The organism is Collimonas sp. GW821-FHT02H07 (assembly GCF_059421505.1).
Window position 1 is genome coordinate 21905 of the sequence record NZ_JBWKVC010000005.1, and the last position, 23617, is coordinate 45521.

Annotated in this window: 21 protein-coding genes; 11 read left to right on the forward strand and 10 right to left on the reverse strand. The window is 62.5% G+C overall.

All coding sequences use genetic code 11. The features are described from left to right. The first annotated feature begins 71 nt into the window (after positions 1-71). Both AC07V8_RS09715 and AC07V8_RS09720 read left to right on the forward strand, forming a co-directional pair. A complete protein-coding gene (locus AC07V8_RS09715) occupies positions 72-2963 on the forward strand; it encodes a DUF2339 domain-containing protein (RefSeq protein WP_494678012.1) in 2892 nt (963 codons plus the stop codon). Further along, positions 2960-4360: a DUF3999 domain-containing protein gene (locus tag AC07V8_RS09720; RefSeq protein WP_494678011.1), complete on the forward strand. Its 1401-nt coding sequence runs from the start codon at positions 2960-2962 to the stop codon at positions 4358-4360. The genes AC07V8_RS09715 and AC07V8_RS09720 overlap by 4 nt, the downstream gene beginning before the upstream one ends. A gap of 26 nt (positions 4361-4386) precedes the next feature. Here AC07V8_RS09720 and AC07V8_RS09725 read toward each other — a convergent pair whose 3' ends face one another. The 3 genes from AC07V8_RS09725 to AC07V8_RS09735 are packed head-to-tail and all read right to left on the reverse strand — an operon-like array spanning position 4387 to position 6203. Beyond that, positions 4387-5271: a CPBP family intramembrane glutamic endopeptidase gene (locus AC07V8_RS09725; RefSeq protein ID WP_494678010.1), complete on the reverse strand. Its 885-nt coding sequence runs from the start codon at positions 5269-5271 to the stop codon at positions 4387-4389. A 10-nt stretch (positions 5272-5281) separates the two neighbouring features. Beyond that, positions 5282-5692 carry a VOC family protein gene (locus tag AC07V8_RS09730; protein WP_494678009.1) on the reverse strand — a complete coding sequence of 137 codons (411 nt, stop codon included), beginning with the start codon at positions 5690-5692 and terminating at the stop codon, positions 5282-5284. Positions 5693-5732: 40 nt separating this feature from the next. Further along, entirely contained in the window at positions 5733-6203 is a 471-nt protein-coding gene (locus AC07V8_RS09735) for a MaoC family dehydratase (protein WP_494678008.1), read from the reverse strand. A gap of 365 nt (positions 6204-6568) precedes the next feature. Here AC07V8_RS09735 and AC07V8_RS09740 point away from each other — a divergent pair, with 365 nt between their 5' ends. After that, positions 6569-7159: a BPSL1445 family SYLF domain-containing lipoprotein gene (locus AC07V8_RS09740; RefSeq protein ID WP_494678007.1), complete on the forward strand. Its 591-nt coding sequence runs from the start codon at positions 6569-6571 to the stop codon at positions 7157-7159. Between the two features lie 87 nt (positions 7160-7246). Here the strand turns inward: AC07V8_RS09740 and AC07V8_RS09745 are convergent, their stop codons facing one another. Then, positions 7247-8491 (reverse strand): AI-2E family transporter, encoded by a 1245-nt coding sequence (locus tag AC07V8_RS09745; protein ID WP_494678006.1) that lies wholly within the window; start codon positions 8489-8491, stop codon positions 7247-7249. Positions 8492-8806: 315 nt separating this feature from the next. On the opposite strand from AC07V8_RS09745, the gene AC07V8_RS09750 reads away from it, so the two are divergent. After that, complete coding sequence (locus AC07V8_RS09750; RefSeq protein ID WP_494678005.1) at positions 8807-9184, forward strand: DOPA 4,5-dioxygenase family protein; 378 nt, start codon at positions 8807-8809, stop codon at positions 9182-9184. Positions 9185-9244: 60 nt separating this feature from the next. Then, a complete protein-coding gene (locus AC07V8_RS09755; RefSeq protein WP_494678004.1) occupies positions 9245-9940 on the forward strand; it encodes a right-handed parallel beta-helix repeat-containing protein in 696 nt (231 codons plus the stop codon). Between the two features lie 10 nt (positions 9941-9950). Here AC07V8_RS09755 and AC07V8_RS09760 read toward each other — a convergent pair whose 3' ends face one another. Beyond that, positions 9951-10943, reverse strand: a complete 993-nt coding sequence (locus AC07V8_RS09760) for an aldo/keto reductase (protein WP_494678003.1) — start codon at positions 10941-10943, stop codon at positions 9951-9953. A 242-nt stretch (positions 10944-11185) separates the two neighbouring features. Here AC07V8_RS09760 and cysS point away from each other — a divergent pair, with 242 nt between their 5' ends. Both cysS and thpR read left to right on the forward strand, forming a co-directional pair. After that, positions 11186-12583, forward strand: a complete 1398-nt coding sequence (gene cysS / locus AC07V8_RS09765; RefSeq protein ID WP_494678002.1) for a cysteine--tRNA ligase — start codon at positions 11186-11188, stop codon at positions 12581-12583. Beyond that, a complete protein-coding gene (thpR, locus tag AC07V8_RS09770; RefSeq protein WP_494678001.1) occupies positions 12573-13094 on the forward strand; it encodes an RNA 2',3'-cyclic phosphodiesterase in 522 nt (173 codons plus the stop codon). The genes cysS and thpR overlap by 11 nt, the downstream gene beginning before the upstream one ends. A gap of 46 nt (positions 13095-13140) precedes the next feature. Here the strand turns inward: thpR and AC07V8_RS09775 are convergent, their stop codons facing one another. Continuing rightward, a complete protein-coding gene (locus AC07V8_RS09775; protein ID WP_494678000.1) occupies positions 13141-14640 on the reverse strand; it encodes a CoA-acylating methylmalonate-semialdehyde dehydrogenase in 1500 nt (499 codons plus the stop codon). Between the two features lie 13 nt (positions 14641-14653). Continuing rightward, positions 14654-15982, reverse strand: a complete 1329-nt coding sequence (gene aptA, locus AC07V8_RS09780; RefSeq protein WP_494677999.1) for an omega-aminotransferase AptA — start codon at positions 15980-15982, stop codon at positions 14654-14656. A gap of 133 nt (positions 15983-16115) precedes the next feature. On the opposite strand from aptA, the gene AC07V8_RS09785 reads away from it, so the two are divergent. Beyond that, positions 16116-17549: an aminotransferase-like domain-containing protein gene (locus AC07V8_RS09785; protein WP_494677998.1), complete on the forward strand. Its 1434-nt coding sequence runs from the start codon at positions 16116-16118 to the stop codon at positions 17547-17549. A 119-nt stretch (positions 17550-17668) separates the two neighbouring features. On the opposite strand, the gene AC07V8_RS09790 is transcribed toward AC07V8_RS09785, so the two are convergent. From AC07V8_RS09790 to AC07V8_RS09800, 3 genes are all read right to left on the reverse strand, one after another. Beyond that, on the reverse strand, positions 17669-18106 hold the full coding sequence (locus AC07V8_RS09790; RefSeq protein ID WP_494677997.1) for a hypothetical protein: 438 nt from the start codon (positions 18104-18106) through the stop codon (positions 17669-17671). Then, positions 18090-18662 carry a nucleotidyltransferase domain-containing protein gene (locus AC07V8_RS09795; RefSeq protein ID WP_494677996.1) on the reverse strand — a complete coding sequence of 191 codons (573 nt, stop codon included), beginning with the start codon at positions 18660-18662 and terminating at the stop codon, positions 18090-18092. The genes AC07V8_RS09790 and AC07V8_RS09795 overlap by 17 nt, the downstream gene beginning before the upstream one ends. Positions 18663-18888: 226 nt before the next feature. Continuing rightward, the gene (locus tag AC07V8_RS09800; protein WP_494677995.1) at positions 18889-19302 is read right to left on the reverse strand and encodes a DUF4148 domain-containing protein; all 414 of its coding nucleotides are present in this window, start codon (positions 19300-19302) and stop codon (positions 18889-18891) included. A gap of 586 nt (positions 19303-19888) precedes the next feature. Between AC07V8_RS09800 and AC07V8_RS09805 the strand changes: the two genes are divergently transcribed. The 3 genes from AC07V8_RS09805 (at position 19889) to AC07V8_RS09815 (ending at position 23593) form a co-directional block, all read left to right on the forward strand. Continuing rightward, positions 19889-20503 carry a TetR/AcrR family transcriptional regulator gene (locus tag AC07V8_RS09805; protein ID WP_494677994.1) on the forward strand — a complete coding sequence of 205 codons (615 nt, stop codon included), beginning with the start codon at positions 19889-19891 and terminating at the stop codon, positions 20501-20503. 375 nt (positions 20504-20878) lie between these two features. Beyond that, positions 20879-22090: a porin gene (locus AC07V8_RS09810; protein ID WP_494677993.1), complete on the forward strand. Its 1212-nt coding sequence runs from the start codon at positions 20879-20881 to the stop codon at positions 22088-22090. Positions 22091-22174: 84 nt separating this feature from the next. After that, the gene (locus AC07V8_RS09815; protein ID WP_494677992.1) at positions 22175-23593 is read left to right on the forward strand and encodes a YfcC family protein; all 1419 of its coding nucleotides are present in this window, start codon (positions 22175-22177) and stop codon (positions 23591-23593) included. Positions 23594-23617 lie beyond the last annotated feature (24 nt).

The following is a 23617-nucleotide window of genomic DNA, read 5'->3' on the forward strand; positions in this document are numbered from 1 at the left end:
CGTCGGCCATTGCATAGGTAAGTTACTTGGCAGACAATACCAGGGCCAATTACAACCAGCGAGCTGACTATATGATCCTATGGGGAATTCTTTGTGGCGGGGTGCTGGGTTGGCTCTGGCCTAACGCCGGATATGGCGATGTCGGCGTATTTGCCGGCGGAGTGCTCGGCCTCGTGGCCGGCCTGGGCTTGCGTTACGCGGTCCGGGGAGAAATCGCCGCCGGCAATGAAAAGCTGCGCAAGCAGATGCAGGAATGGCTGAAGGCTCAGCCAAACCTGCATGGCGGCGCGCCGGCGTCCGATTTGGATCCGGGCGCCAAGCTTGTCGTGGACAAGGCAGCCGCGGTTAGCGCTCCTGTCTATCCGGCAGCGCCGCCAGCGATACCGGCCACGTCGGCCGGCACGCCCCTGCAGGCTGGCTCGCCTAGGATACAGGCGCCGCCATCGGCGCCTGCAGCGCCCAAACCGTCTCCTGTTCCGGCGCCGCCCAATCCACTGGACCTGGCCATCGCCGCCGCCAAGAACTGGCTCCTCGGCGGCAATACCATCGTCCGTGTCGGCCTGGTGATTCTGTTCATCGGCCTGTCCTTCCTGGCCAGTTACGCCGCTTCTGCCGGCTTGTTTCCGGTGGAGTTGCGGCTGGCGGCGGTTGCCGTGGCCGGGATTGCGCTGCTGGCGCTGGGTTTCGGCAAGCGCCGGGTCAAGCCGGCGTTTGCGCTGGCGCTGCAGGGCGGCGGCGTGGCGGTGATCTATCTGACGGTGTTTGCCGCTTTCCGTTTGTTCAGCCTGATCCCGCCCTTGCCGGCTTTCGGCCTGATGATCGTGGTGTGCGCGCTAAGCTGCGCGCTGGCGCTGTTGCAGGATTCGCGCGGGCTGGCGGTGGCGGCGTTTGCCGGCGGCTTTGCGGTGCCGCTGCTGCTGTCGACGGGAGGCGGCAGCAGCGTCGGCTTGTTCAGCTATTACACGGTGTTGAACCTGGCGATCCTGTTCATTGCTTATAAGCGCTCGTGGCGGGTTTTGAATATGGTGGGATTCGTCGCCACTTTCGGCGTCGCCACTACCTGGGGGGTGCTGAAGTACGACCCGGCGCTGTACCTGAGCTCGCAACTGTTCCTGATTCTGTTCGTGCTGATCTACGTGACGGCGGCGATCCTGTATGCCCGCAATACGCCCACCAGGCTCGGAAATGCGGTGGACAGCACCTTGATGTTCGGCACCGCGCTGATCGGCTTTGGCCTGCAAGTCGGCCTGGCCAGCCAGTTCAAGCTGGGCAGCGCGTTCTCGGCGCTTGGCTTTGCCGCCTTGTATCTGCTGCTGGCCGCCGTGCTGATGCGGCGTGGGCAGCAGAACTACCGTCTGATGATTGAATCCATGCTGGCCATCGGTGTCGGTTTTGTGACGCTGGCGGTGCCGTTGGCGCTGGATGTGCGCTGGACTTCGGCAGTATGGGCGCTGGAAGGCGCTGGTGCATTCTGGGTCGGCATGCGCCAGGCGCGCTGGATGCCGCGCGCCTTCGGCCTGCTGCTGCAGGTGGTCGCCGGTGGCGCCTTCTTGGCGGCGCTCGATGACAATGTGTCGGCCTGGCCTTTGGCCAACCCGATGTTCGTCGGCGCCATGTTCATCGCACTGCCGGCGCTGGCGATTGCCTGGTGGCTGCGGGCTGCGTTGCCGCACAGCGATTCGGCCTGGGCCAGGTCCTATGTGAAAGCAGAGGCATTGCTGGGTCAGCCTGTCTATCTGTATGGCTTCGTGTTCTGGTGCCTGGCCTGGATTCTGGAAGCATGGCGCAGCCTGCCCGGCGGCGAAGCCGGCATGGCAACGCTGCCCTTGTTCAGCGCCGGCACGCAGCAGTTGCTGACGATGCTGGCCCTGGTGGCGAGCGCGTGGCTGTCGTCGCTGCTGGGCCGCAAGAGCGGCTGGGCGGTTGCTACCTGGCCGAGCCGTCTTACCCTGTTGCCGCTGGTGCTTGTGTTCGTTGCCCAGGAATTATCCGATTTCCGCGTCCTCGCTACGCCGGCCTGGGCCATCTGGCTGGCAGCGCTGGCTTTGCATTTCCGGATGCTCTACCAGAACGACACCGATGCCAGCGCCGGCACCGGCGTGCTCAGGTTCAATCGCGTCATGCACGTCGGCGGCGTCTGGCTGCTGACGCTGCTGCTGGCCGATTGCCTGTGGTTCTGGATCGGCCGCGCCAATTTATGGCAGACGTCCTGGGCCAGCGTCGTGCTGCTGGTCAGCGCCATCGCCATCTTGCTGTTGCTGTCGCTGTGGGCGGGCAAGGCTAACCGGCTGGCGACACTGCCGGAATTCGGCTGGCCGCGCAATCCGCACGCAGTTGCCTATTACTGGCATGCCGCGATGCCGCTGGTGCTGCTGGTGTTTGGCGGCGCCCTGCTGATGGCCTTGTTTTCGTCTGCCCATACCGAACCGCTGCCGTATATTCCCTTGCTCAATCCTACCGACCTTGCGCTGGCGCTGGCCCTGGGCGCCTTGCTATTGTGGCGCCGTACGGTGAGTGCGGCGCAGCCCTTGCCGGCTGCCGCGGCCTGGGTGGCGCGCAAAGAGACGCTGCTGGCGCTGGCGGCGCTGGCCTTTATCGCGCTCAACACGGTCTGGCTACGCATCGCCCACCATTTTTTCGGCGTCCGCTGGGATGGCCCGGCCTTGTTCGACAGTTTCGTGGTGCAGACCGGTTTGGCCATCCTTTGGACTTTGCTGGCACTCGGCCTGATGCTGCTGGCGCACCGGCGTGCACAGCGCGCCTTGTGGCTGACCGGCGCCGGCCTGCTGGGGCTGGTAGTGGTCAAACTGCTGCTGGTCGATTTGTCGAATGCCGGCGGCGCCGAACGCATCATTACCTTTATCGCCGTCGGCATCCTGATGCTGGTGGTCGGTTATTTCGCTCCGCTGCCGCCAAAAGCCGCGGTCGCGGATCTTAACCCTGTGGAGAACAAGCAAGCATGAGACATTTTCCAGGTTTGCGCCGGCTGGCCGTCGCCTGCGTTCTGGCGATGCCGCTGACGGCATGGCCGGCCGGCGATCCGAACGTCATGCAATCCTATGCGCTGCACCTGCCGGTGCACTTCAACGGCGATGCCTCGTTGCAGCGCCTGCTGTTGCCGGCGCAGGTGCTGGCGAATCTGCAAAGCGGCGGCATGAGCGACTTGCGCATCTTCAATGGCCAGGGCCAGCCGCTCTCGATGGCCTGGTCGGATAGCGCCAGTCTGCGGCAAACTGAAAATCGTAAGCTGGTCCTGCCGTCATTGCCGGTCATGGGCGCCCCTGATGCCAGGGATCTCTCCGCTTCCTCATTGCGCATCGAGGAGCAGCAAGGCAAGCGCGTGGTGCAAATCGATAGCGGCGCCGCGACTGCCGGCCCGCAGTCTGGAAAAGTGCTGGGCGCCTTGCTGGATACCCGCGCCATCGCCGATCCGGTGGTAGGCATGGTGCTGGATGTCGACCTGCCCGATGCCCAGCCGATTACCTTTACGCTGCAGGCCAGCGCCGATTTGAAAGGCTGGCGGCCGTTGGCGGAAACCGTTCTGTATCGTGCCGATGCCGGCGCCGGCCATCTGGGCGCCGACCATGTGGAGTTGTCCGGCGCCAGTCTCAAGGACCAGTATCTGCGCGTAAGCTGGACCGATGCCGGCGGACATGTGGCGCCGGTGACCATGCGCAGCGCCACCCTGACGACCGCACGCGGCATCAGCAGCGCTCCCAGGGTCAGCGCTGCCCTGGCCGCGCCGCAGCTGCTCAATCCGTACGAGCTGCGTTTTGCCCTGCCCTTTGCGACGCCGCTGGCGGCGCTGAAGATCAAGGCGGCGGGGGACAATTTCCTGATCCCGGTGCGGGTGCTGGGCCGTAACGACTCCGGCCAGCCATGGACCTCGCTCACCGCCGGCGTCATCTATCATTTGCAGACGGCCGGCAAAGTGCAGGATAGCGCCGCGCTCGAATTGCCGCCGACGGCGTTCCGTGAAATCAAGATCGAAGCCGACAAGAAGAGCGCCGGCTTCAGCGCGGCGCCAGAGATTGCCTTGGAGTTCGAACCTGCCCAGATCGTGGCGCTGGTCAGCGGCCAGCCGCCGTTCACCTTGGCGGCTGGCCTGGCCAATGCCGCCAGTCCCTACCTGCCGATGCAAAGCCTGCTGCCCGGCTATAGGGCGGCGCAAGAAAACAGCTTGCCGCTGGCGACGGTCGATAGCGCCGCTGCGGTGGTGCAGGCTAGCGCCAGCCGCGACGGCGTGCCGGCCCGCAATCTTGCGCTGTGGGGCGTACTGCTGACGGCCGTCCTGGGGCTGGCAGCGATGGCCTGGGTGCTGCTCAAGCAGAATGACAAGGGACCAGCTGAAGAGCAATGATCTGGCGGCCCCTTGTCTGGTCTGGCTCAGCGCAGATGCGGATAAGTGAAGCCAATGAAGTGCACGGCATTGACCACGATATGGACGATGATCGGCGCTTCGATACGTTGCGTGGCGTAATAAGCGTAGGCATAGCCGAGGCCGGCGATGGCCGCCAGCAAGACATAAACGCCGCCGCCGGCCGCGTGCGCTGCGCCGAACAGCAACGCGGAGCAGATCAGCGCCGCTACCGGACCATGATGAAAGCGCGCCAGCGACGCTGCCAGGCGATCTTGCAGCAGGCCGCGGAAAAACGCTTCTTCCGCCACGACCGTAAAGAACAGATTGGTCGCCAGGAACAGCGCCGTGGTCTGGCTCAGCTTGAAATCCGCTTTGACATAGCCGACCCAGGCCGCCGCTCCCAGCACCGCGATGGCGGTCGCCAGCGCTGCCGGCCAGGTCTTTTTCAACAATGCGCGCCAGGCCGCGGCGGAATCCGCGCGGCGGCACAGCAAGGCCAGCAGCACCAGGCCGGCGGCGCCCTTGTCGAAGTTTGCATACTGGCTGAACGGCGCGGCGCCGGCTGACAGCGTCAGAGCGGAAATCAGCAGCGGATTGTTGAATCCCGGCAGACGGTGCAAGGCCAGCGCCAGCGCCACGATTGCCGCAGCGGTAGTCAGCAGGACGCGGGAAACGGATGGTTGCCTGGCGGTCGACGCCAGATAGGCGATGCCGCAAAAAATCACCAACGCCGCCGCCGACCAGGGATTGAGGACGCCGGCAGCCAGGCCGCAACAGACTGCGGCGACGAAGCAGCCGGTCCAGGGCGGCAGCGTCGCGTGTCGGCTGACGCGGACCGCCGGCAGCCAGACTGCGCAGATCGCCGCAGCAAGCAGGATAAAGGTAAGGGTGGTCAATCCGGAAATAGCCATGGCGGATGCGTCAGGAAACCGCCGGTGGCCCCTTCAGCTCCACCACGTTGCCTTCCGGATCGCTGATATAGATCGACGGCCCTTCGCCTTCGGCGCCATTCCTGGAAGTCAGCGGACCGGCATCGACCTGGTGCGCCAGCAGATGGCTGCGGATGGCGGCTTCGTCGAAGGGTTCGACGCGGAAGCAGAAATGGTCGAGGTTGCGTCCTTCTTTGCCCGGTGCGGCGCCGCCGGCGCTGCCGAGCTTGCCGTCGACCGGTACCAGGTCGAGCAGCGAATTGCCGGCGCGCAGCTGCACCAGGCCGATTTCTTCCTGGCGCCGTTCGACGCTGCAGCCCAGCACATCGCAGTAAAAATGCAGCATCTTGCCGAGGTCTGCCACTCTCAAGACCAGGTGGTCGATTTCGCGGATCTTTATCATCTTGGCTTCGTTCAAAATTTTTATTGTAGACCGCTGGCCGTCATGGCGTCTTGCGCGACACCACCAGCTTGGAGACGAACAGCTGGACGATTTCGCCATGCTGGTTGCGGGTCTCGCTGCGCAGCTTCACCATGCCGCGGTCCGGCCGCGAACGCGATGGCGTCACCTCCAGCACTTCGCTTTCCACATGCAGGATATCGCTGGCGCGGGTCGGACGCGGCCAGCTCAGTTCGCCGCCCGAACCGATGATGCCGCCCTGCAGCGGCATGCCGCTGGTGACCAGCAGGCGCATCGTGATGGCTGCCGTGTGCCAGCCGCTGGCGGCCAGTCCGCCGAACAGGGTTTCCCTGGCGGCGGCGTCGCTGAGATGGAAGGGCTGCGGATCGAACTGCTGCGCAAACGCCAGGATCTGCTGCTCGTCCATGGCGTGCTCGCCGCTGACGAAGAGCGAGCCGACCGTGAGGTCGTCCAGGTACAGCGCGGGTTGCGGGGGACTGCTATGTTGGTTCATGACGGCTTCCTCGGGTTTGTTCAAAGCTTGCGGCGCCCGTCCTCCCTGGCAGGCCGATGCCGGAGAAACGTTGCCTGAATGTGCGCTACCGTACAGATTCAATCTTACATCGCGCCTACAGTGACATCATGATTGCGGATAAAGATGCAGCCGCATCTCGATCACTGCGACGCGGCTGTTGCCTGGGCCGCTTGCCGTCGCTCATGGATGCCGAATCAAGGATGCCTGATCCGATCAGGAATATCGTCCGGAACTGGAGGAATTGACGCTTACTCAAAATTGCCAGTTTGTACATGCATCTTGAAAATGCCATATATAATTTGCAACGTTGTCCATTTGTTATCCACATCTCGTTGGAGAAAAAAATGCAAAAAAAATCCTTATTCCCAAGCAAGACCCTTGCTGCCGTCGCTGTCGCCCTGGCTAGCGTCACCTTCGCCGGCTGCACCACCACCATGCCAGGCAAGGACGCCAGTTCCCAGACCAGCCGCTCCGACATCAATGCCGGCGTAGACGCCACTTTGTCGAAACTGTACCAGACCGCGCCTGCTTCACGCGAGCTGGTGGCGCGCGCCAAGGGTGTCCTGGTATTCCCGCAAGTGCTGCAAGCCAGCTTCGTGCTGGGCGCTGAATACGGCAAGGGCGCGCTGCGCGTCGGCAACCGTACCGAAGGCTATTACAGCACCACTGCCGGTTCCGTCGGCTTCCAGGCCGGCGCGCAATCGAAAGCCATCGTGCTGCTGTTCATGACGCAAGACGCTTTGGATAAATTCCGCAACAGCAACGGCTGGACCGTCGGCGCCGACGCCACCGTAGCGCTGGCTAACATCGGCGCCAACGGCAGTATCGATACCAACACGGCGCAGCAGCCTATCGTCGGTTTCGTCACCACCAACGGCGGCCTGATCGCCGGCGTCTCGCTGCAAGGCGCCAAGATCGCCAAGATCACGCTGTAAGCAGCACAGCCTCAAGCAGTCCTGAAATCGATACGGCATCTTCGGATGCCGTATTTTTTTGCCTGCGGCAATCTGCGCAATCCGATCCTAGTCGCTCAACAGTTCGGCGATCGCATGCATGCCGTCGACCTGCTTGGCGACCACCTTGACGATGACGATGATCGGTATCCCCAGCAGCAGGCCCCATATTCCCCACAGCCAGCCCCAGAACAGCAGCACGATAAACACCGCCGCGGCATTCATCTTGGCGATGCGGCCGGTCATCCAGGTCGTCACGAAGGTGCCGACCAGGGTGGCGATAGCCAGCGTGATCGCCGCCACCAGCAGCATCATGTAGAAGGAATCGAACTGCATGAAGGCGGTGATGCCGGTCGCCAGCGCGATCAGCAAGGGGCCGAAATAGGGAATGATATGGAGGAAGCCGCCGGCCAGGGCCCAGGCGCCGGCGTTTTCCAGGCCGATCCAGCGGAATGCGATCCACATCAGCACCGCCAGCAGCGAGTTCGTCACCAGCAGCATGAACATATACCTTTGGATCGAGGAATTGATTTCGAGCAGGATGCTGACGGCGATCTTTTTGTTCGACAGCGACGGTCCGGTCAGTTTCACCAATTTGCGCTTGAACTTGTCGCCGGACAGCAAAAGGAAAAACACCAGGAAGGCCACCATGGTGGCCTGGCCGATGAAAATCATGGCGCCCATCGAACCGGTCCATATCCATTCGCTGAGCTGGAAGGATGGCGGCGCGACCGCCGCCGGCGCCTGCCGTTTGGCGTCGGGCCGCACGCCGGCAGCCTGGCCGGCGGCGCTTTCGATCTCGCTGGCGGCCGCCTGCATTTTCTGGATCGTGCTGGTTTGCCCGCCCTGGTTCCTGGCGTTGACGATGGCGCGCGACAATTGATGGGCGGCGGTTGGCAAGCGTTCCATGATGGACTGGAATTCGCCGCGCAGGGAATAGCCGACCTGGGCCAGGCCCAGCACCAGCGTCGCCATCACCAGGCAAGTGCCGAACAGGCGCGGCACGCGGATGCGCTCCAGCCAGACCACCAGCGGATTCAAGGTATAGGCGATGAAAATCCCGAACACCAGCGGCACCAGGAATTTTTGCCCCCATTGCAGCGCGAACACCAGGGCCAGCACGGTGAGGATGCGCAGGCACAGGCTGCGCACATGGGTGGCGCTGTGGGGGGCCAGCGGCGCCAGCGGACCTGTCATCGGCGTTTCGGCCGCTGCTTGCACTGCCGGCTGCTCCAGCGGCGTCGGCGTCGGTCCAGGTTGAGGGGCCGCCGCATCGCCGGCTTCTACTGTTGCATCTGCGCTGATTGAGTTCATGGGAGTAGTTGATTACACGTCATGTGGGCAAAGCCGATAGCAGCAGCATATACAAGCTGGAATGGGCGCTCGGTGCGTCAGCACACAGAGCCGGTTTGATTTTTCAAGAGCGATTGTGCGCCAGATATCTCCCTGAATTTTATATTTGTGCGCGTTTATTCGTATCCTGATAGTCAGAAAGACAAGCAAGCGGGCGCTCCCCGGCGGCCGATTCCTCTGGCGGCGGAAAAGGGGTATTCTTGAAGTCTAACGCTTGAAGAAACCGGCTGCTTCGCTCCGCTGTCATTCTTGCATCACCTGTCTGGAGTTTTTCGCATGACCGTTTCACCCGAGCCGCTTGCCGCCATTACCGGCTATCACGCCCACATCTATTACGACGCCGCCAGCATGCCGCAGGCGCTGGCCTTGTGCGAGCAAGCCGCGCAACGCTTTGCCCTGAGCGTGGGCCGCGCGCACCGGCAGCCGGTAGGTCCGCACCCGGACTGGAGCTGCCAGCTGGGCTTTGCGCCGGAAGTATTCGGCGAACTGATTCCATGGCTGGCGCTGCATCGTGCCGGCCTGATCGTATTCATCCATCCGCTGACCGGCGATGAGCTGGCCGACCATCGCGATCATGCCATCTGGATGGGCGCAGTGCGGCCTTTGAAACTGGCGATCTTTGCCAGGGATGCGGAAAAGCTGGATCTTGAATAAGTTGGCGTGGCTCGTCTTGCCGAGCAAGGCGGCCAGCCGAAAAAAAATTGGAGACCTGTCATGCACAGCTTGCAGAAATTCGCGGGAGTAGCCTTGCTCGCCTGGCTGCCCTTGTCCGGCGCCAGCGCGGCGGCGCAGCGCATCATTTCCCTCGATCCGGCGCGCGCCGACAAACCGGGCTTCATGGTGATCATCGACGAACCGGGACACTATCAGCTGGCCGGCAACATGAAGGTGGCCGACCCCAACACCACCGCAATCGAAATCAATGCCGATAACGTCACCCTCGACCTGCATGGCTATGCGATCCAGGGGCCGACGCGCTGCCAGAAACTGCCTGCGCCCTGCTGGCCGCTCGGCGGCGGCAACGGCATCCACGCGGTGAACCGCAGCCATGTCACGGTCAGGAACGGCATCGTCCAGGGCATGGGCAACTACGGCATCTACCTGGAGACCAATTCGGCCAACCTGGATCATGTGGTGGTGTCGCGCAACGGCCGCGGCGGCGCGGTTCTGTTCGGCGGCGCGATCAGCAACAGCGCTGCCGAGAACAATGGCGGCGACGGCATTTTCGGCATCGACCTCAAGGTCAGCCGCAACGCCATGCGCGGCAACCAGCATTTCGGGCTGGCCGCCTATGCCCAGTCCAGCTTCAGCAACAATCGCCTGAGCGCCAACAACGGCAATGCCGCGCAGACCAATCTCAAGTCCGCTGCAAGCGCCGGCAATACCTGCAACGCCAGCGCCTGCCCTTAAGGTTTAATGCTTAACGGTCGACCCAGGCCATGCGCTCCTTGCTGTAACGCTCGCCGGCTACCCGCTGCAGTGCGCTCTCCAGCGCGTCGGTCTCGGCTGCCGTCAGGGTAACGTCGACGGCGTTCACGTTCTGTTCCAGGTAAGTGCGGCGCTTGGTGCCGGGAATCGGCACGATGTCGTCGCCTTGCTGCAGCACCCAGGCCAGCGCAACCTGGCCGGCGGTGGCGCCCTTGGCTGCGGCGATATCCGCCACTACTTTGGCGGCGCGCATGTTGGCGTCGAAGTTCTCGCCTTGCAGGCGCGGATCGAGATGGCGGAAATCGCTGGCCGGATAGGTTTCGGCGCGCTGCGCACTGCCGCTGAGGAAGCCGCGGCCGAGCGGGCTGAAAGGCACCAGGCCGATGCCGAGTTCGCGCAGCACAGGCAGGATTTCGGCTTCCAGGTTGCGCTCCCAGAGCGAGTATTCGCTTTGCAGGGCGCTGATCGGATGCACCGCGTGCGCCTTGCGGATATTGGCGACGCCGGCTTCCGATAGTCCCAGGAAGCGCACTTTTCCTTCGCGCACCAGCTCGGCCATGACGCCGACCACGTCTTCGATCGGCACCGCCGGATCGACCCGGTGCTGGTACAGCAGATCGATGTGATCGGTGCCGAGACGGCGCAGCGAGCCTTCCACCGCGCGCCGGACATGGCCGAGTTCGCTGGTGATGCCGGTGGTGACGCCATTCTCGATCTTGAAACCGAACTTGGTGGCCAGCACCACTTCATGCCGACGGCTCTTGAAGACCCGCCCCAGCAATTCCTCGTTGAGGTAGGGGCCGTACTGCTCGGCGGTGTCGAAGAAATTGATGCCGAGTTCCAGCGCGTGTTCCAGGGTGGCGATGGATTCCTTTTCATCGGCGGCGCCGTAGGCGGTGCTCATGCCCATGCAGCCCAGCCCCATGGCCGATACCGTCAGGCCGCCCGATCCCAGTTTGCGATGCTTGATGCGTTGCTCTTTCATTGTCTGCTCCGGAAAGTTGTTGGGGCCGCCGAGGTGCGCTCGGCGTGCTTGACCATGGCAAGCGCCGCAAGTTAGTATAAGCCATGCTCAAGCACGCCATCATCTGCTCCCGTCCTCAAGTCTGCGCACGCTGTTGTCGCACGACATCCTGTATTGCGCCTGATTTTTGCGCCTGATTTAGTCTGCGCCGGCTTGCCGTCACGGCATCGTTTCACATCACCCGTATTTGTTAAATGAACTGCATGGAACTCCATCTATACGACAGCTGGGAGCGCCGCGTCCGCCGCTTCGACAGCATTGATCCCGGCCGCGCGGGTTTGTACTGCTGCGGACCGACGGTGTACGACTACGCCCACATAGGCAACCTGCGCACCTACATTTTCGAGGACCTGCTGCGGCGCACGCTGGAATTCAACGGCTACCAGGTGCAGCATGTGGTCAACATCACCGACGTCGGCCACCTGGTGTCGGACGGCGACGACGGCGAAGACAAGATGGAAAAAGGCAGCCGCCGCAGCGGCAAGAGCGCCTGGGACATCGCGGAGTTTTATAGCGTCGCTTTCATGGAAGATTTCCGCGCGCTCAACCTGTTGCAGCCGGCGGTCTGGTGCCGCGCCACCGACTATCTGCCGCAGCAGATTGGCTTCATCCAGAGCCTGGAGCAGAAGGGCTACACCTACCGCACCGCCGACGGCATCTACTTCGACACCAGCAAGCAGGACGATTACGGCTACATGGCGCGGCTGGATCGCGATGCCTTGCAGGCCGGGGCACGGGTCGACATGGGAGAGAAGCGCAGCGTCACCGATTTCGCCCTGTGGAAATTCAGTCCGCCCGAGACGCGTCGCCAGATGGAGTGGGACAGCCCCTGGGGCCGCGGCTTTCCCGGCTGGCACATCGAATGCTCGGCGATGTCGGCCGCGCATCTCGGCAGCCTGTTCGACATCCATTGCGGCGGCGAGGATCACATCGCCGTCCATCACAGCAACGAGATCGCGCAGACCCAGGCTTGCCACGGCACCCGCCTGGCCAATTACTGGATGCATGGCTATTTTCTGCAGACCGGCAGTGAAAAGATGTCCAAGTCCGACGGCGATTTCCTGCGCCTGCAGTCGCTCAGCGAACGGGGATTCGATCCGCTCGCGTATCGCTACCTGTGCATGGCGGCGCACTACCGCAGCCAGCTGGAATTCAGCTGGGACGGCTTGCAGGCCGCGGCAACCGGCTTGCAGCGCTTGAGAGAGGCTTACCATCGCTGGCCGAATGACGGTGCGGCCGACGAGGCATGGATGCAGCGCTTCCGCGCCGAGATCAATAACGACCTGAATTTTTCGCGCGCGCTGGCGCTGGTGTGGGAGCTGGTGCGCAGCGACACCGATGCAGCCGTTTGCAAAGCGACCTTGCGCGCAATGGATGAAGTGCTGGGCCTGGACCTGGATGGCTGGCGTCCGGCCAGCGTCGCCATACCCGCAGCAGTAGCGCAGCTGGCCGCGCAACGCCAGGCCGCGCGCGCGGCGCGGCAATGGCAGGAAGCGGACCGCTTGCGCGAACAGATCCGTGTGCTCGGTTTCCTGGTGGAAGATACCGTTGCGGGGCCGGCGCTGAAGCCGGCCTTGGCAGGAGCGGCGCATGACAGCTAGCCTCGATGGCGGGCCGCGGCGGCTGTTCTATGCGCTATGGCCGGATGAAGCAACCAGCCAGCGCCTGGCCCAGGTACAGGCGCTGGCGCCCGGGCGCGCCGTGCACCGCGACGATTTTCATATCACCCTGGCTTTCCTGGGAGAACAGCCGGCCGGCGCGCTGCCGTTGCTGGAACAGATACTGGAAAATTTACCGCAGGCCGCGATGACGCTGGTGCTGGATCGGGTCGCCTACTTCCGCCGCCACCGGATCGCGGCGTTGCAGATGAGCGAGCCGCCGGCGGCGCTGCTCGACCTGCAGGCCGCGCTGGCGGCCGAGTTGCTGCGTTGCCGGATCGGCTTCGACCAGCGCCGCCGCTTCCAGCCGCACATCACGCTGGCGCGCAATGCCGATGCGCCCGCCGATACTTTGCTGGCGCCGCCGATTGTCTGGCAAGCGCGGCAAGTCGCGCTGGTGCAATCGGCGCCCGCGGCGGCGGGCGCAAAGTACCGGCTGCTGGCGACGCATTGACGCTGTGGCGCGCCGCTTCCAGCACCATGCCCGAGAACGGGCGCTTCTATTTTGCGGTTGGCATGGTGAACTCGGCGCCCTTGGCGATGCTGTCCGGCCAGCGCTGCATGATGCTCTTGTAACGCGTATAGAAACGGATGCCTTCTTCGCCGTAGGCATGGTGGTCGCCGAACAGCGAACGCTTCCAGCCGCCGAAGGAATGCCAGGCCATCGGCACTGGAATCGGCACGTTGATGCCGACCATGCCGACCTGGATCTGCCGTGAAAATGCGCGCGCCACGCCGCCGTCGCTGGTAAAGAGAGAAACGCCGTTGCCGAATTCATGGGCATTGACCAGTTCCACCGCGCTGCCCAGATCCGGCACCCGCACCACCGCCAGCACCGGGCCGAAGATTTCTTCCTTGTAGATGGTCATTTCCGGCGTCACGTGGTCGAACAGGGTGCCGCCGACGAAGAAGCCGTTTTCATGGCCGGCAACCCGCAAGCCGCGGCCGTCGACCAGCAGCTTGGCGCCCTCTTCCACGCCTTTGGCGATGTAAGCCTCGACCTTGGCCTTGTGCGCGCCGGTGACCAGCGGGCCCATCTCGGAATCGGCCTGATCGCCGTTGCCGATCTTGAGCGCAGCGGCGCGTAGCGTCAGCCGCTCGACCAGGCGATCGGCGATATCGCCCACCGCCACCGCTACCGAAATCGCCATGCAGCGCTCGCCGGCGGAACCGTAGGCAGCGCCGATCAAGGCGTCGACCGCTTGTTCCAGATCGGCATCCGGCATCACCACCAGGTGGTTCTTGGCGCCGCCCAGCGCTTGCACGCGTTTGCCGCGGCGCGCGCCTTCGGTATAAATGTATTCTGCAATCGGGGTCGAGCCGACAAAGGAAACGGCCTGCACGTCCGGATGCGCGAGCAAGGCATCCACCGCCAGCTTGTCGCCCTGGACCACATTGAAGACGCCGTCGGGCAAGCCCGCCTGCTTGAGTAGGTCGGCGATCAGCAGGCTGGCCGAAGGATCGCGTTCCGACGGTTTCAGGATGAAGCAATTGCCGCAAGCGATCGCCACCGGGAACATCCACATCGGCACCATCACCGGGAAGTTGAACGGCGTGATGCCGGCCACCACGCCCAGCGGCTGGCGCAAATTCCAGTTGTCGATGCCGCCGCCGATATTGTCAGTATGGCTGGTCTTCAGCAGATGCGGAATGCCGCAGGCAAACTCCACCACTTCGATGCCGCGCACCACTTCGCCCTTGGCATCGGAAAACACCTTGCCATGCTCGCGCGTGATCAGGGCCGCCAGCTTGTCGTGATTCTGCTCCAGCAGTTCCTTGAACTTGAACATGACCCGCGCGCGGCGCAGCGGTGAAGTCTCGGACCAGGCCGGAAAGGCCGCGCGCGCGCTGGCGACGGCTTTATCCACTTCTTGCGCGGATGCCAGCGCAACCTGGGCGACCACCTCGCCGGTGGCCGGATTGAAGACGTCGGAATAACGCTCTGAGCGGCCAGCCGCCGGTGCGCCTGAAATGAAATGATTGATTTGAGAAATGGTCATGGACTGCCTCTGATTATTTGGTTTCATTGAGTGCTTCGCGCACTGTGCTGAAGATGCGTTCGATTTCTTCCGGCTGCACGATCAGCGGCGGCGAGAAGGCCAGGATGTCGCCGGTATAGCGCACCATCACGCCTTTTTCAAAGCACTTGCGGAAAACTTCGTAGGCGCGGGCGCCGACCGCGCCGGGCCGTGATTCCAGTTCGATGCCCGCCACCAGGCCGAGGTTGCGGATGTCCTTGACGTGCGGCGCGCCGGCCACGCCATGCGCCGCCCGGCCGAACAGCGGCGACAATTCGCGTGCGCGCTCGAACAGGCGCTCGCTTTGATACAGGTCGATGGCGGCGATGGCGGCCGCGGCAGCCACTGGATGGGCGGAATAGGTGTAGCCATGCATCAGTTCGATGCCGCCGACGGCGGTGGCTTGCACCACCGTATCGTGGATTTCGCGCTGGACCGCTACTGCACCCATCGGAATCGCCGCGTTGTTGATGCCCTTGGCGAGCGTGATCAGGTCGGGCGTCACCTTGAAATACTCGGCCGCGGTGGCAGCGCCCAGGCGGCCGAAGCCGGTGATCACTTCATCGAAAATCAGCAGGATGCCGTGCTTGCTGCACAGCGCGCGCAAGCGTTCCAGGTAGCCGACCGGCGGCACCAGCACGCCGGTGGAGCCGGCCAGCGGTTCGACGATGACGGCGGCGATGGTGGAGGCGTCGTGCAAAGTCACCAGCCGTTCCAGTTCATCGGCCAGGTGCGCGCCCCAGGCCGGCTGGCCGTCGCTGAAGCCGGCTTCAGCGATGTTCAGGGTATGCGGCAAGTGGTCGACGCCGGGCATCAGGTTGCCGGAAAAAGCCTTGCGGTTGTTGCTGATGCCGCCTACCGAAATGCCGCCGAAGCCGACCCCGTGGTAGCCGCGCTCGCGGCCGATGAAGCGGGTGCGCTGGCCTTCGCCGCGGGCGCGGTGGTAAGCCAGGGCGATCTTCAGTGCGCTATCGACCGCTTCCGAACCGGAATTGGTGAAAAAGATGCGGTCCAGCCCGGCCGGCATCAGCCCTGCGACTTTATCGGCCGCGGCGAACGCCAGCGGATGGCCCATCTGGAAAGTCGGCGCGTAATCCATGCTGCCGATCTGGCGCGTGACGGCGGCGGTGATCTCGTCGCGGCAATGGCCGGCGTTGACGCACCACAGGCCGGCGGTGGCGTCCAGCACCTGGCGGCCGTCGTCGGTCTGGTAATACATGCCCTTGGCGGACACGAACATCCGCGGCGCGTCCTTGAACTGGCGGTTGGCGGTGAATGGCATCCAGAATGCCGACAGGTCTTGATCCGATTGATGTGTGTTCACGGCAGGCAGCTTTACGGTGGTTGGTAATGTGGCCGATTATTGCAGTTACAATCGGGATTCATAGATACACTTCACACAAATCGTTAAAAGTGTATTGTTGTGAATCCTGGTCTGTACTGAATACACTGACGCCATGACTGCCCAAACCGATGCCTTGCCACTCCCTCTGCCGCTGGACCGGCAATCCGCCCTCGGCCTGGTGGAACAAGTGGTCGCCGCCCTCGGCGCCCTGATCGATAGCGGCAGGCTGCGTCCTGGCGAGCGGCTGCCGTCGATCCGCCAGTTCGCCAGCCAGCAAGGCGTCAGCAACGCCACCATCGTCGAAGCCTATGAGCGGCTGGTGGCCAGCGGCATGCTGATCGCCCGGCGCGGCGCCGGCTTCTTCATCGCCAAGCGCGAAGCGGCGCAGCGCAGCGGCATGCCGGCGATCCGGCCCAATCCGGTGATCGACTCGGCCTGGCTGTTTTCGGAAGTGTTTGCCGACGAGCGGGTGCCGATCAAGGCCGGCTGCGGCTGGCTGCCCAGCAGCATGCTGGACGGCGAGGGTTTGCACGCGGCGGAGCGGCGCATCATCCGCTCGCCCGGGGCGCAGCAGGTCGGCTACGGCCATCCCTTCGGCTACGGGCCGCTGCGGCAAACCATCGCCAAGTCCTTCGCCAACTGGTCGCTGGATATCGCGCCGCACCAGGTGGTCACTACCCACGGCGTGACGCAGGCGCTGGACCTGATCATGCGCACCCTGGTCAAGCCGGGCGACACGGTCTTCATCGAAGAACCCGGCTATTGCAACCTGATCGCCATGCTGCGGCTGGCGGCCATCAATGTGATCGGCGTGCCGCGCACCGTCAGCGGCGTCGATCTGGACGCGCTGGAGCAGCTGGCGGCGCTGCACCGGCCGAAGATTTTCTTCACCAATCCGGTGTTGCAGAATCCGACCGGCACCAGCTATACCCCGGCCTGCGCGATGCGCGTGCTGCAGGCCGCCGAGCGGCACGGTTTCTGGGTGGTGGAAGACGATCTCTACCGCGAACTGGCGCAAGCCACCGATCCGATGCTGGCGGCGCTGGACGGCTTGCGCCGCGTGATCTATGTGAGCGGCTTTTCCAAGACCATCGCGCCGTCGCTGCGGCTGGGCTTCATCGTTTGCCAGAGCGAGCTGGCGCAGGAGCTGGCGCGCACCAAGATGATCCTGACCCTGACCAATTCGGAAATCACCGAACGGCTGGTCTACAACGCCCTGACCGAAGGTCATCATCGGCGTCACGTCGAGCGCCTGGCCGGCGCCTTGCTCACCGCGCAGGCGCAGGTCAGCGCCAGGCTGGAAGACGCCGGTTTGCTGCCGTTCGGGCCGCTGCGCGGCGGCATGTTTTATTGGGCCAGGATGCAGGACAGCAGGCTGAGCGCCACGGAAATTGCCGACCAGGCGCTGGCGCAAGGCATTTGGCTGGCGCCCGGGGAGTTTTTCCACGTCGCGCCGCCGCCGCATCCCTGGTTCCGCTTCAATGTCGCGTTTTCGGACCTGGCCAAGCTATCCGATTTTTTCCGCACCCTGGCGGCGGGAAGCTAGCGCCGGTCCTGTGGTTGCGAGGGCATGAATAAGTGATTGGCTGAAATGCACTTAAAGCCTTGTGTTTATTGCAGAGCAGTAAGGATAAGCAGTTTAAGTGACTAGATGGGAGGGGCTCATCAAAGTGGAGCGATAAGTGCGCGTGCCGCAGAATGCATGTCATCCAGAATGCTTCGCATGGCGTCAGCGTCCGAGTTGGTTACCGGAGGGACAGGTTTGCGGTACGTGACGCGATTGCGAGCGTCATGGAGACGGAGCAGCGCGCTTTGCTTCGCCGGAGCCAAGCCAAGGTCTGCTGCAACGCGACCGATTGCTATGGCCCTGTGTCCACCGGCATCGCCCGGGCGAACCGCATAGAACTCCAGTACCGCCATGACGACGTTGAACATGCCTTCGTAGGCAAGCAAGAACTGCGGAGAGGCGCCAAGGCCGGCCTTTGTGGCGGCCAGCAGCTCTTGCGCATTCTGCATGAACTGTTGGATGGATTCCTGGCTCGATGCCGCCTCCTTGAAAGAGCCTACCTTCAGCAGATTCTCATATTCAATTGGTCGTGCCATGTAGTTCCCCCATTAAATCGATACGAGGTCCGAGCTTAATGGACTGAAGCACGGGGTCGTCGCCAGATGACCATTCGCCCTCGGTGTAGACATTCACATGAATTGGTCGCCCTAGCTCTTGCTCCACTGAGTCCAGTAAGGGAGACACGGTAAACAGGTCCACGTCGCCGACGACGACCATGTCGATATCGCTGTCATTGGTGTCCTTGCCAGCCGCGACAGAGCCGAAGACAAACGCTTCCCGCAGTCGGGCCGAAATGGGCGCAAGGGCGCGCGTCAGGGGCTCGGCCAAGCCCACCGTCTTCAAGGCTATTTTCCGCAGTTCGGGGTAGAGGATGAAATCGGGGTTGACGGACAGGCGGCGCTGATTGCCAACCCTGCGTTCTTTCAGCAATCCTGACTCTACCCATCGCTTAAGCACTACGCTGCCCGCACTTCGGCTGCTACCCATCTTGCTCAATAGCTCAAGGGTGCCGAAATCCCGTTCCGGGTGTGTCAATACCGTCGCGATAAGCCGCTGCTCCGGCGGCGAAAAAAGAATATCAAGAGGTCGCATAAGCCAATATTCCTAAAGTAGGGATGATTGTACCAAATATAGGAATATAGGAATATAGGTCGAATTTATATTTCTAAAATAGCATTTTCAACTATTCTTCATGCGATTTTTCTAGCCGCTTATTCATACATTCTGAAAAAAAAAGAAACCCGCGAGAGCTAAACGCCGCGCGGGTTTCGTCATTGTTGCCGGTTCCCCCGTGCTGGCGGGAACAGCTTGCAGACAATCAATTGCCGTTATTGGCATCGACCGGATATTGGCCGTTGGAGAAAACCAGCTGGCCGGAGCTGCGCGCCTGCGCCAGTTCTTGCTGGACTTCGGCACGGGTCTTGGTGGATGCAATGGAGGGAGCGACGAACTGCGGATATTGCGAACCGGCGAAATCGAGCTCGCCGGCAGCGCGTGCTTTTGCCAGTTCGGCCTGCACTTCGGCACGGGTCTTGCCGGGGACGTTGCTGGCGGCGACGGGCAGGTACACCGGATATTGCGAGTTGGCGAAATTGAGTTCACCGGCGGCGCGGGCGCGAACCAGTTCGGCCTGGACCTGGGCGCGGGTCAGCGGGGTGATATTGTCGGCTGCAAATGCAGGAGCGGAAACGATTGCGGTCAGGGCCAGTGCGGCGATCAGATTGGTTTTCATGATGGATGCTTTCTTGTTTGAGTTGATAACAAAGTGTCAAATACAGTGGCCATGCAACGCATGGTCTGACGGGGCGGCAACCTTGCTGGACCGTCGTGCTAGGCTTTGGGATATATATCTATCACTAGGTAGATATCTAGGGGAAATAAAAAGCGCCTGTGATACGCGGCGCTTTCCGAATCCGCTATTTCATCCCGCAGCCCGGGCACGTTGCCCGATCCAGTCCTGATATTGCCGTAGGAAAAAATCTGGGTCGGATAAGGCTGTAACAACGTGTCTGCAACTACTGTAAGATGGATTCTAGTTATCTACTACTAGGTAGTCAAATGGTATTTGCTTATACAAATAAATCATTACCCTATACGCCACAGAAAATGAAAGCCAGATATTTGTCTACCTTTCAGTAGATAACATATGGTACTATCCGAACAAAGCGTCTTTGTGATTTTGGTTGTTGCGCAGGCTTGCCGCCGCAGGGATAAAAGACGTAGCATGGCGGGATATTCGCAGCCTGGAACTGCCGCCAGAAATCGTACATTGCGCGCCCACCGTATTGCGCCTCTATCTCTTTATAGGTAACAAGATCATGAAAACCGCCTCCCCTGTACGCGAACAACTGCTGGAGCACACGCTGGTGCTGCTGGGCACGCGCGGCTATAACGGGTTCAGCTATCGCGACCTGGCCGAGCTGGTGGGCGTCAAGACTTCCAGCATCCACTACTATTTCCCGACCAAGGAAGACCTGGCGCTGGCGGCGGTGCAAGCCTATGCCGGCAATATCGGCGACATCATGCGCGGCATGGATGTGAACGGGCCGCTCAAGGAGCAGGTCGAAAAATACCTGGCGCTGTGGCGCAAGAACCTCGGCACCAGCCGCGTCTGCCTGTGCGGGATGCTGGCTGCCGAAGCTACCAGCCTGCCGCAAAACGTGCTGACCGCTTTGCAATCTTTCTACAGCATGCACGAAGCCTGGATCACCCAGCGGCTGGAGCGCGCGGTCGCTGAAAAAGGCGTGAAACTGCCGGCCGCGCCGTCGGTTTACGCCATGACCATCCTGGGCGCGCTGCAAAGCGGTTTGATTTCCGCCCGTCTGTTCGGCAAGCCTTGCCGGCTCGATGCGGCATCGGCGATGCTGCGTTCCGCTGTCACTCCGGAAAACGGCAAGCAAGCCGCAGCGGAAGCCGATGCAGCGCTTTCCTGAAACACGTCGCCGCCCTGCCGCGGGCGGCCAGTCTGGCCAGGCATTGTTGCACGATGCCGACAGATTCCTGCTTTTCGCATAATCCCCCATCTTCTCGCTACTCCGTCCTGACGGCGTCATTTTTCTACCTCGACGCTATGCGTTTCCAGGTTCCTTGCACAACAGGGTTCTGTAGAACGCGCTCAAATTTTTAGCAATTACGATTGACACGGAAAAATATCGCCCCTACCATTGTTTCATATATCAATACGTTGTTTTATTAGATGAAACAATAGAGCAGCCGGAAGCGGTCATGCATTTTCAGGAGAGCGTCGCCTGAAGACGACCGGACAGCCGAAGCGGCCTTTGAATTTTTTCAACCGGGAGGAGTGAGTCATGAAGAAGTCGTTAATTGCATTATCCGTTCTAGGCAGTTGCAGCTATGCCGCGCAGGCGCAAACCAATGTCACTGTGTATGGCCTGCTGGATTCGGGCGTCGCCTATGTCAACAAGATCGCCACGCCGACCGCCGCCAATGCGCGCGGCACCGGCAGCCGCTTCAGCGTCGATTCCGGCGATCTACAGCAATCGCGCTTCGGCTTCAAGGGCAGCGAGGACCTGGGCGGCGGCATGAAGGCGCTGTTTCATCTGGAAGGCGGCTTTGCCGTCGATACAGGCGCTTCCGGCCAGGGCGGCCTGACCTTCGGCCGCACCTCGGTAGTCGGCCTGTCGGGCAATTTCGGCACCGTGCAACTGGGGCGTCGCAAGGATTTCATCGACGAAGTGGCTACCTACTACTCCAGCGTGTACGATTTCGGCGTGTTCATCAACGGCGTGCACGACAACAACCTGGACCGCGTCGGCGGCAACCGCGCAAACAACCAGATCCGCTACGACACGCCGCTCATGAACGGCCTGGTGCTGAACGCCACCTATGGCTTCGGCGAAACCGCCGGTTCCACCTCCACCGGCCAGTCGATCGGCCTGGGCGCCAATTACGAGAACGGTCCGTTCGGCATCGGCTTCGGCTACTGGCAATCCAAACTCGGTACCTTGTCCGGCGGCGTCAATACCTCCAGCGACCAGGGTGCGACGCTGGGCGCCGGCTGTACGCCAAGCTATGGCCACCCGGGCGATACCTGCATCAAGACCTGGATGCTGGGCTCCAGCTACAAGACCGGACCCTGGCGCTTCTTCGGCGCCTGGTCGAAAGTGCTGCAGCCGCTGGCCACCAACGGCGGCAACGCCGCGCCGCTGGCCGTGAAATTCAGCGGCAGCGCCGGTTCCTCGCCGTTCACCGCGGGCGGCTCCAACAACAACAGCACCAATGTCTTCGACCTCGGCGTCAACTACGCCTGGTCGGACAGCCTGCGCCTGGTCGGCAGCGTGCTGCAGTCGCGCTACAGCTTTGTCGGCAGCAGCACCAAGGGCCGCCTGACCCAGGTCAACCTGGGTCTCGACTATAGCTTGTCCAAGCGCACGGACCTGTACAGCTACGTGGCGAACCTGCGCGCCGCCGGCATGTATAGTCCGGGCATCACCGGCGGCGCACCTGGCGCCGACAATGCGCAAACCGCCTTCACGGTCGGCCTGCGCCACAAGTTCTAAAGCAGCATAGCGCCGGTACCCGATAAACTGTTCCGGGACCGGCACAGAAACACATCGTTCGGTAAATCGGCCGCGGAGACCAGCATGGCAAGCAGCAGCATGGAAAGCGAAAAACAGGACGCGCACGGCAAAAGCCGCATGCTGCATCCGGTGGCGATGATGCTGCTGATCATGCTGGTGGCGGTCGGCCTGACCTATCTCCTGGATTCCGGCGAGTTCCAGCGCCAGGCCAGGCTGGTGGTGCCCGGCACTTACCAGCTGATCGCCAAGCAGCGCGACCTGGCTTCGCTGCTGGCCGCCAGCCCCGCCGCCAGCAGCGCGCAGCAGGCCTACCCGGCCAGCCTGTTTTCGGCGATGGCGGCGATTCCGGCCGGCCTCGCCAAGAGTGCGCCGCTGATCTTCATGATCATGTTCATCGGCGGCATGTTCGGCGTGCTGCGCAAGAGCGGCGCGCTGGATGCCGGCATCGACCGCCTGCTGGCGCGCACCGGCGGCAATGTCTATCTGCTGACGCCGCTGCTGATGATAGTGATCGCTGCCGGCAGCACCTTCCTCGGCCTGATCTCGGAATACCTGGTGATCATCCCCATGATGCTGATCCTGGCGGAACGGCTCAGCCTGGGGCCGCTGTACGCCACCGCGCTGGTGGCGATCGCAGCCAAGGTCGGCTACCTGGCTTCCGTCACCAACCCGCTGGCGCTGGTGATCGCCCAGCCTATCGTGCAGGTGCCGCTGCTGAGCGGCGCCGGCTTGCGGCTGGCGGTGTTCGTGCTGTTCCTGGCGATCGGCATCGCCTATCTGCTGTACTACGTCAAGCGCCAGGGCTACAGCGTGCCGGCCGCGCTCGACCATACCCAGCGGCTGTCGCTGCCGCACCGCTTCGTGCTGACGGTGGTGGGCGCCAGCGTGATCGCGCTGGTGGTCGGCACCAGCGTCTGGAAATGGGGCGATATCCAGCTCGGCGCCTTCTATATCTTTGAAGGCATCCTCATCGCCATCGCCGCCGGCATGTCGGTGCGCACCGCCTGCGACGCCTTCGTCGAAGGCATGAAGGGCATGATGCTGGCGGGTTTGCTGATCGGCCTGGCCAAGGCGGTTGAAATCATCCTGCACGACAGCCTGGTGCTGGACACCGTGATCTTCCATCTGGCCGCCATCGTCGAAGGACGCGGTAGGCTGTTCGCGGCAGAAGGCATGATCCTGGTGCAGATGCTGCTCGATGTGCTGATTCCCTCGACCTCCGGCAAGGCCGCCATCAGCATGCCCATCCTCGGTCCGATCGGCCACCTGTCCGGCGTCAGCGGCCAGAGCGTGGTGCTGGCTTTCCTGTTCGGCAACGGCCTGACCAATATGGTGACGCCGACTTCCGGCATGCTGCTCGCCTACCTGGCGACCGGCAAGGTCGGCTACGGCGCCTGGCTGCGTTTCATCCTGCCGCTGTTCGCCATCTTCACTTTGCTGGCGATGGCCTTCATGGCGTTTGCGGTTTACAGCGGCTATTGAGCCGCGCTTTCATAGAATAAGGCA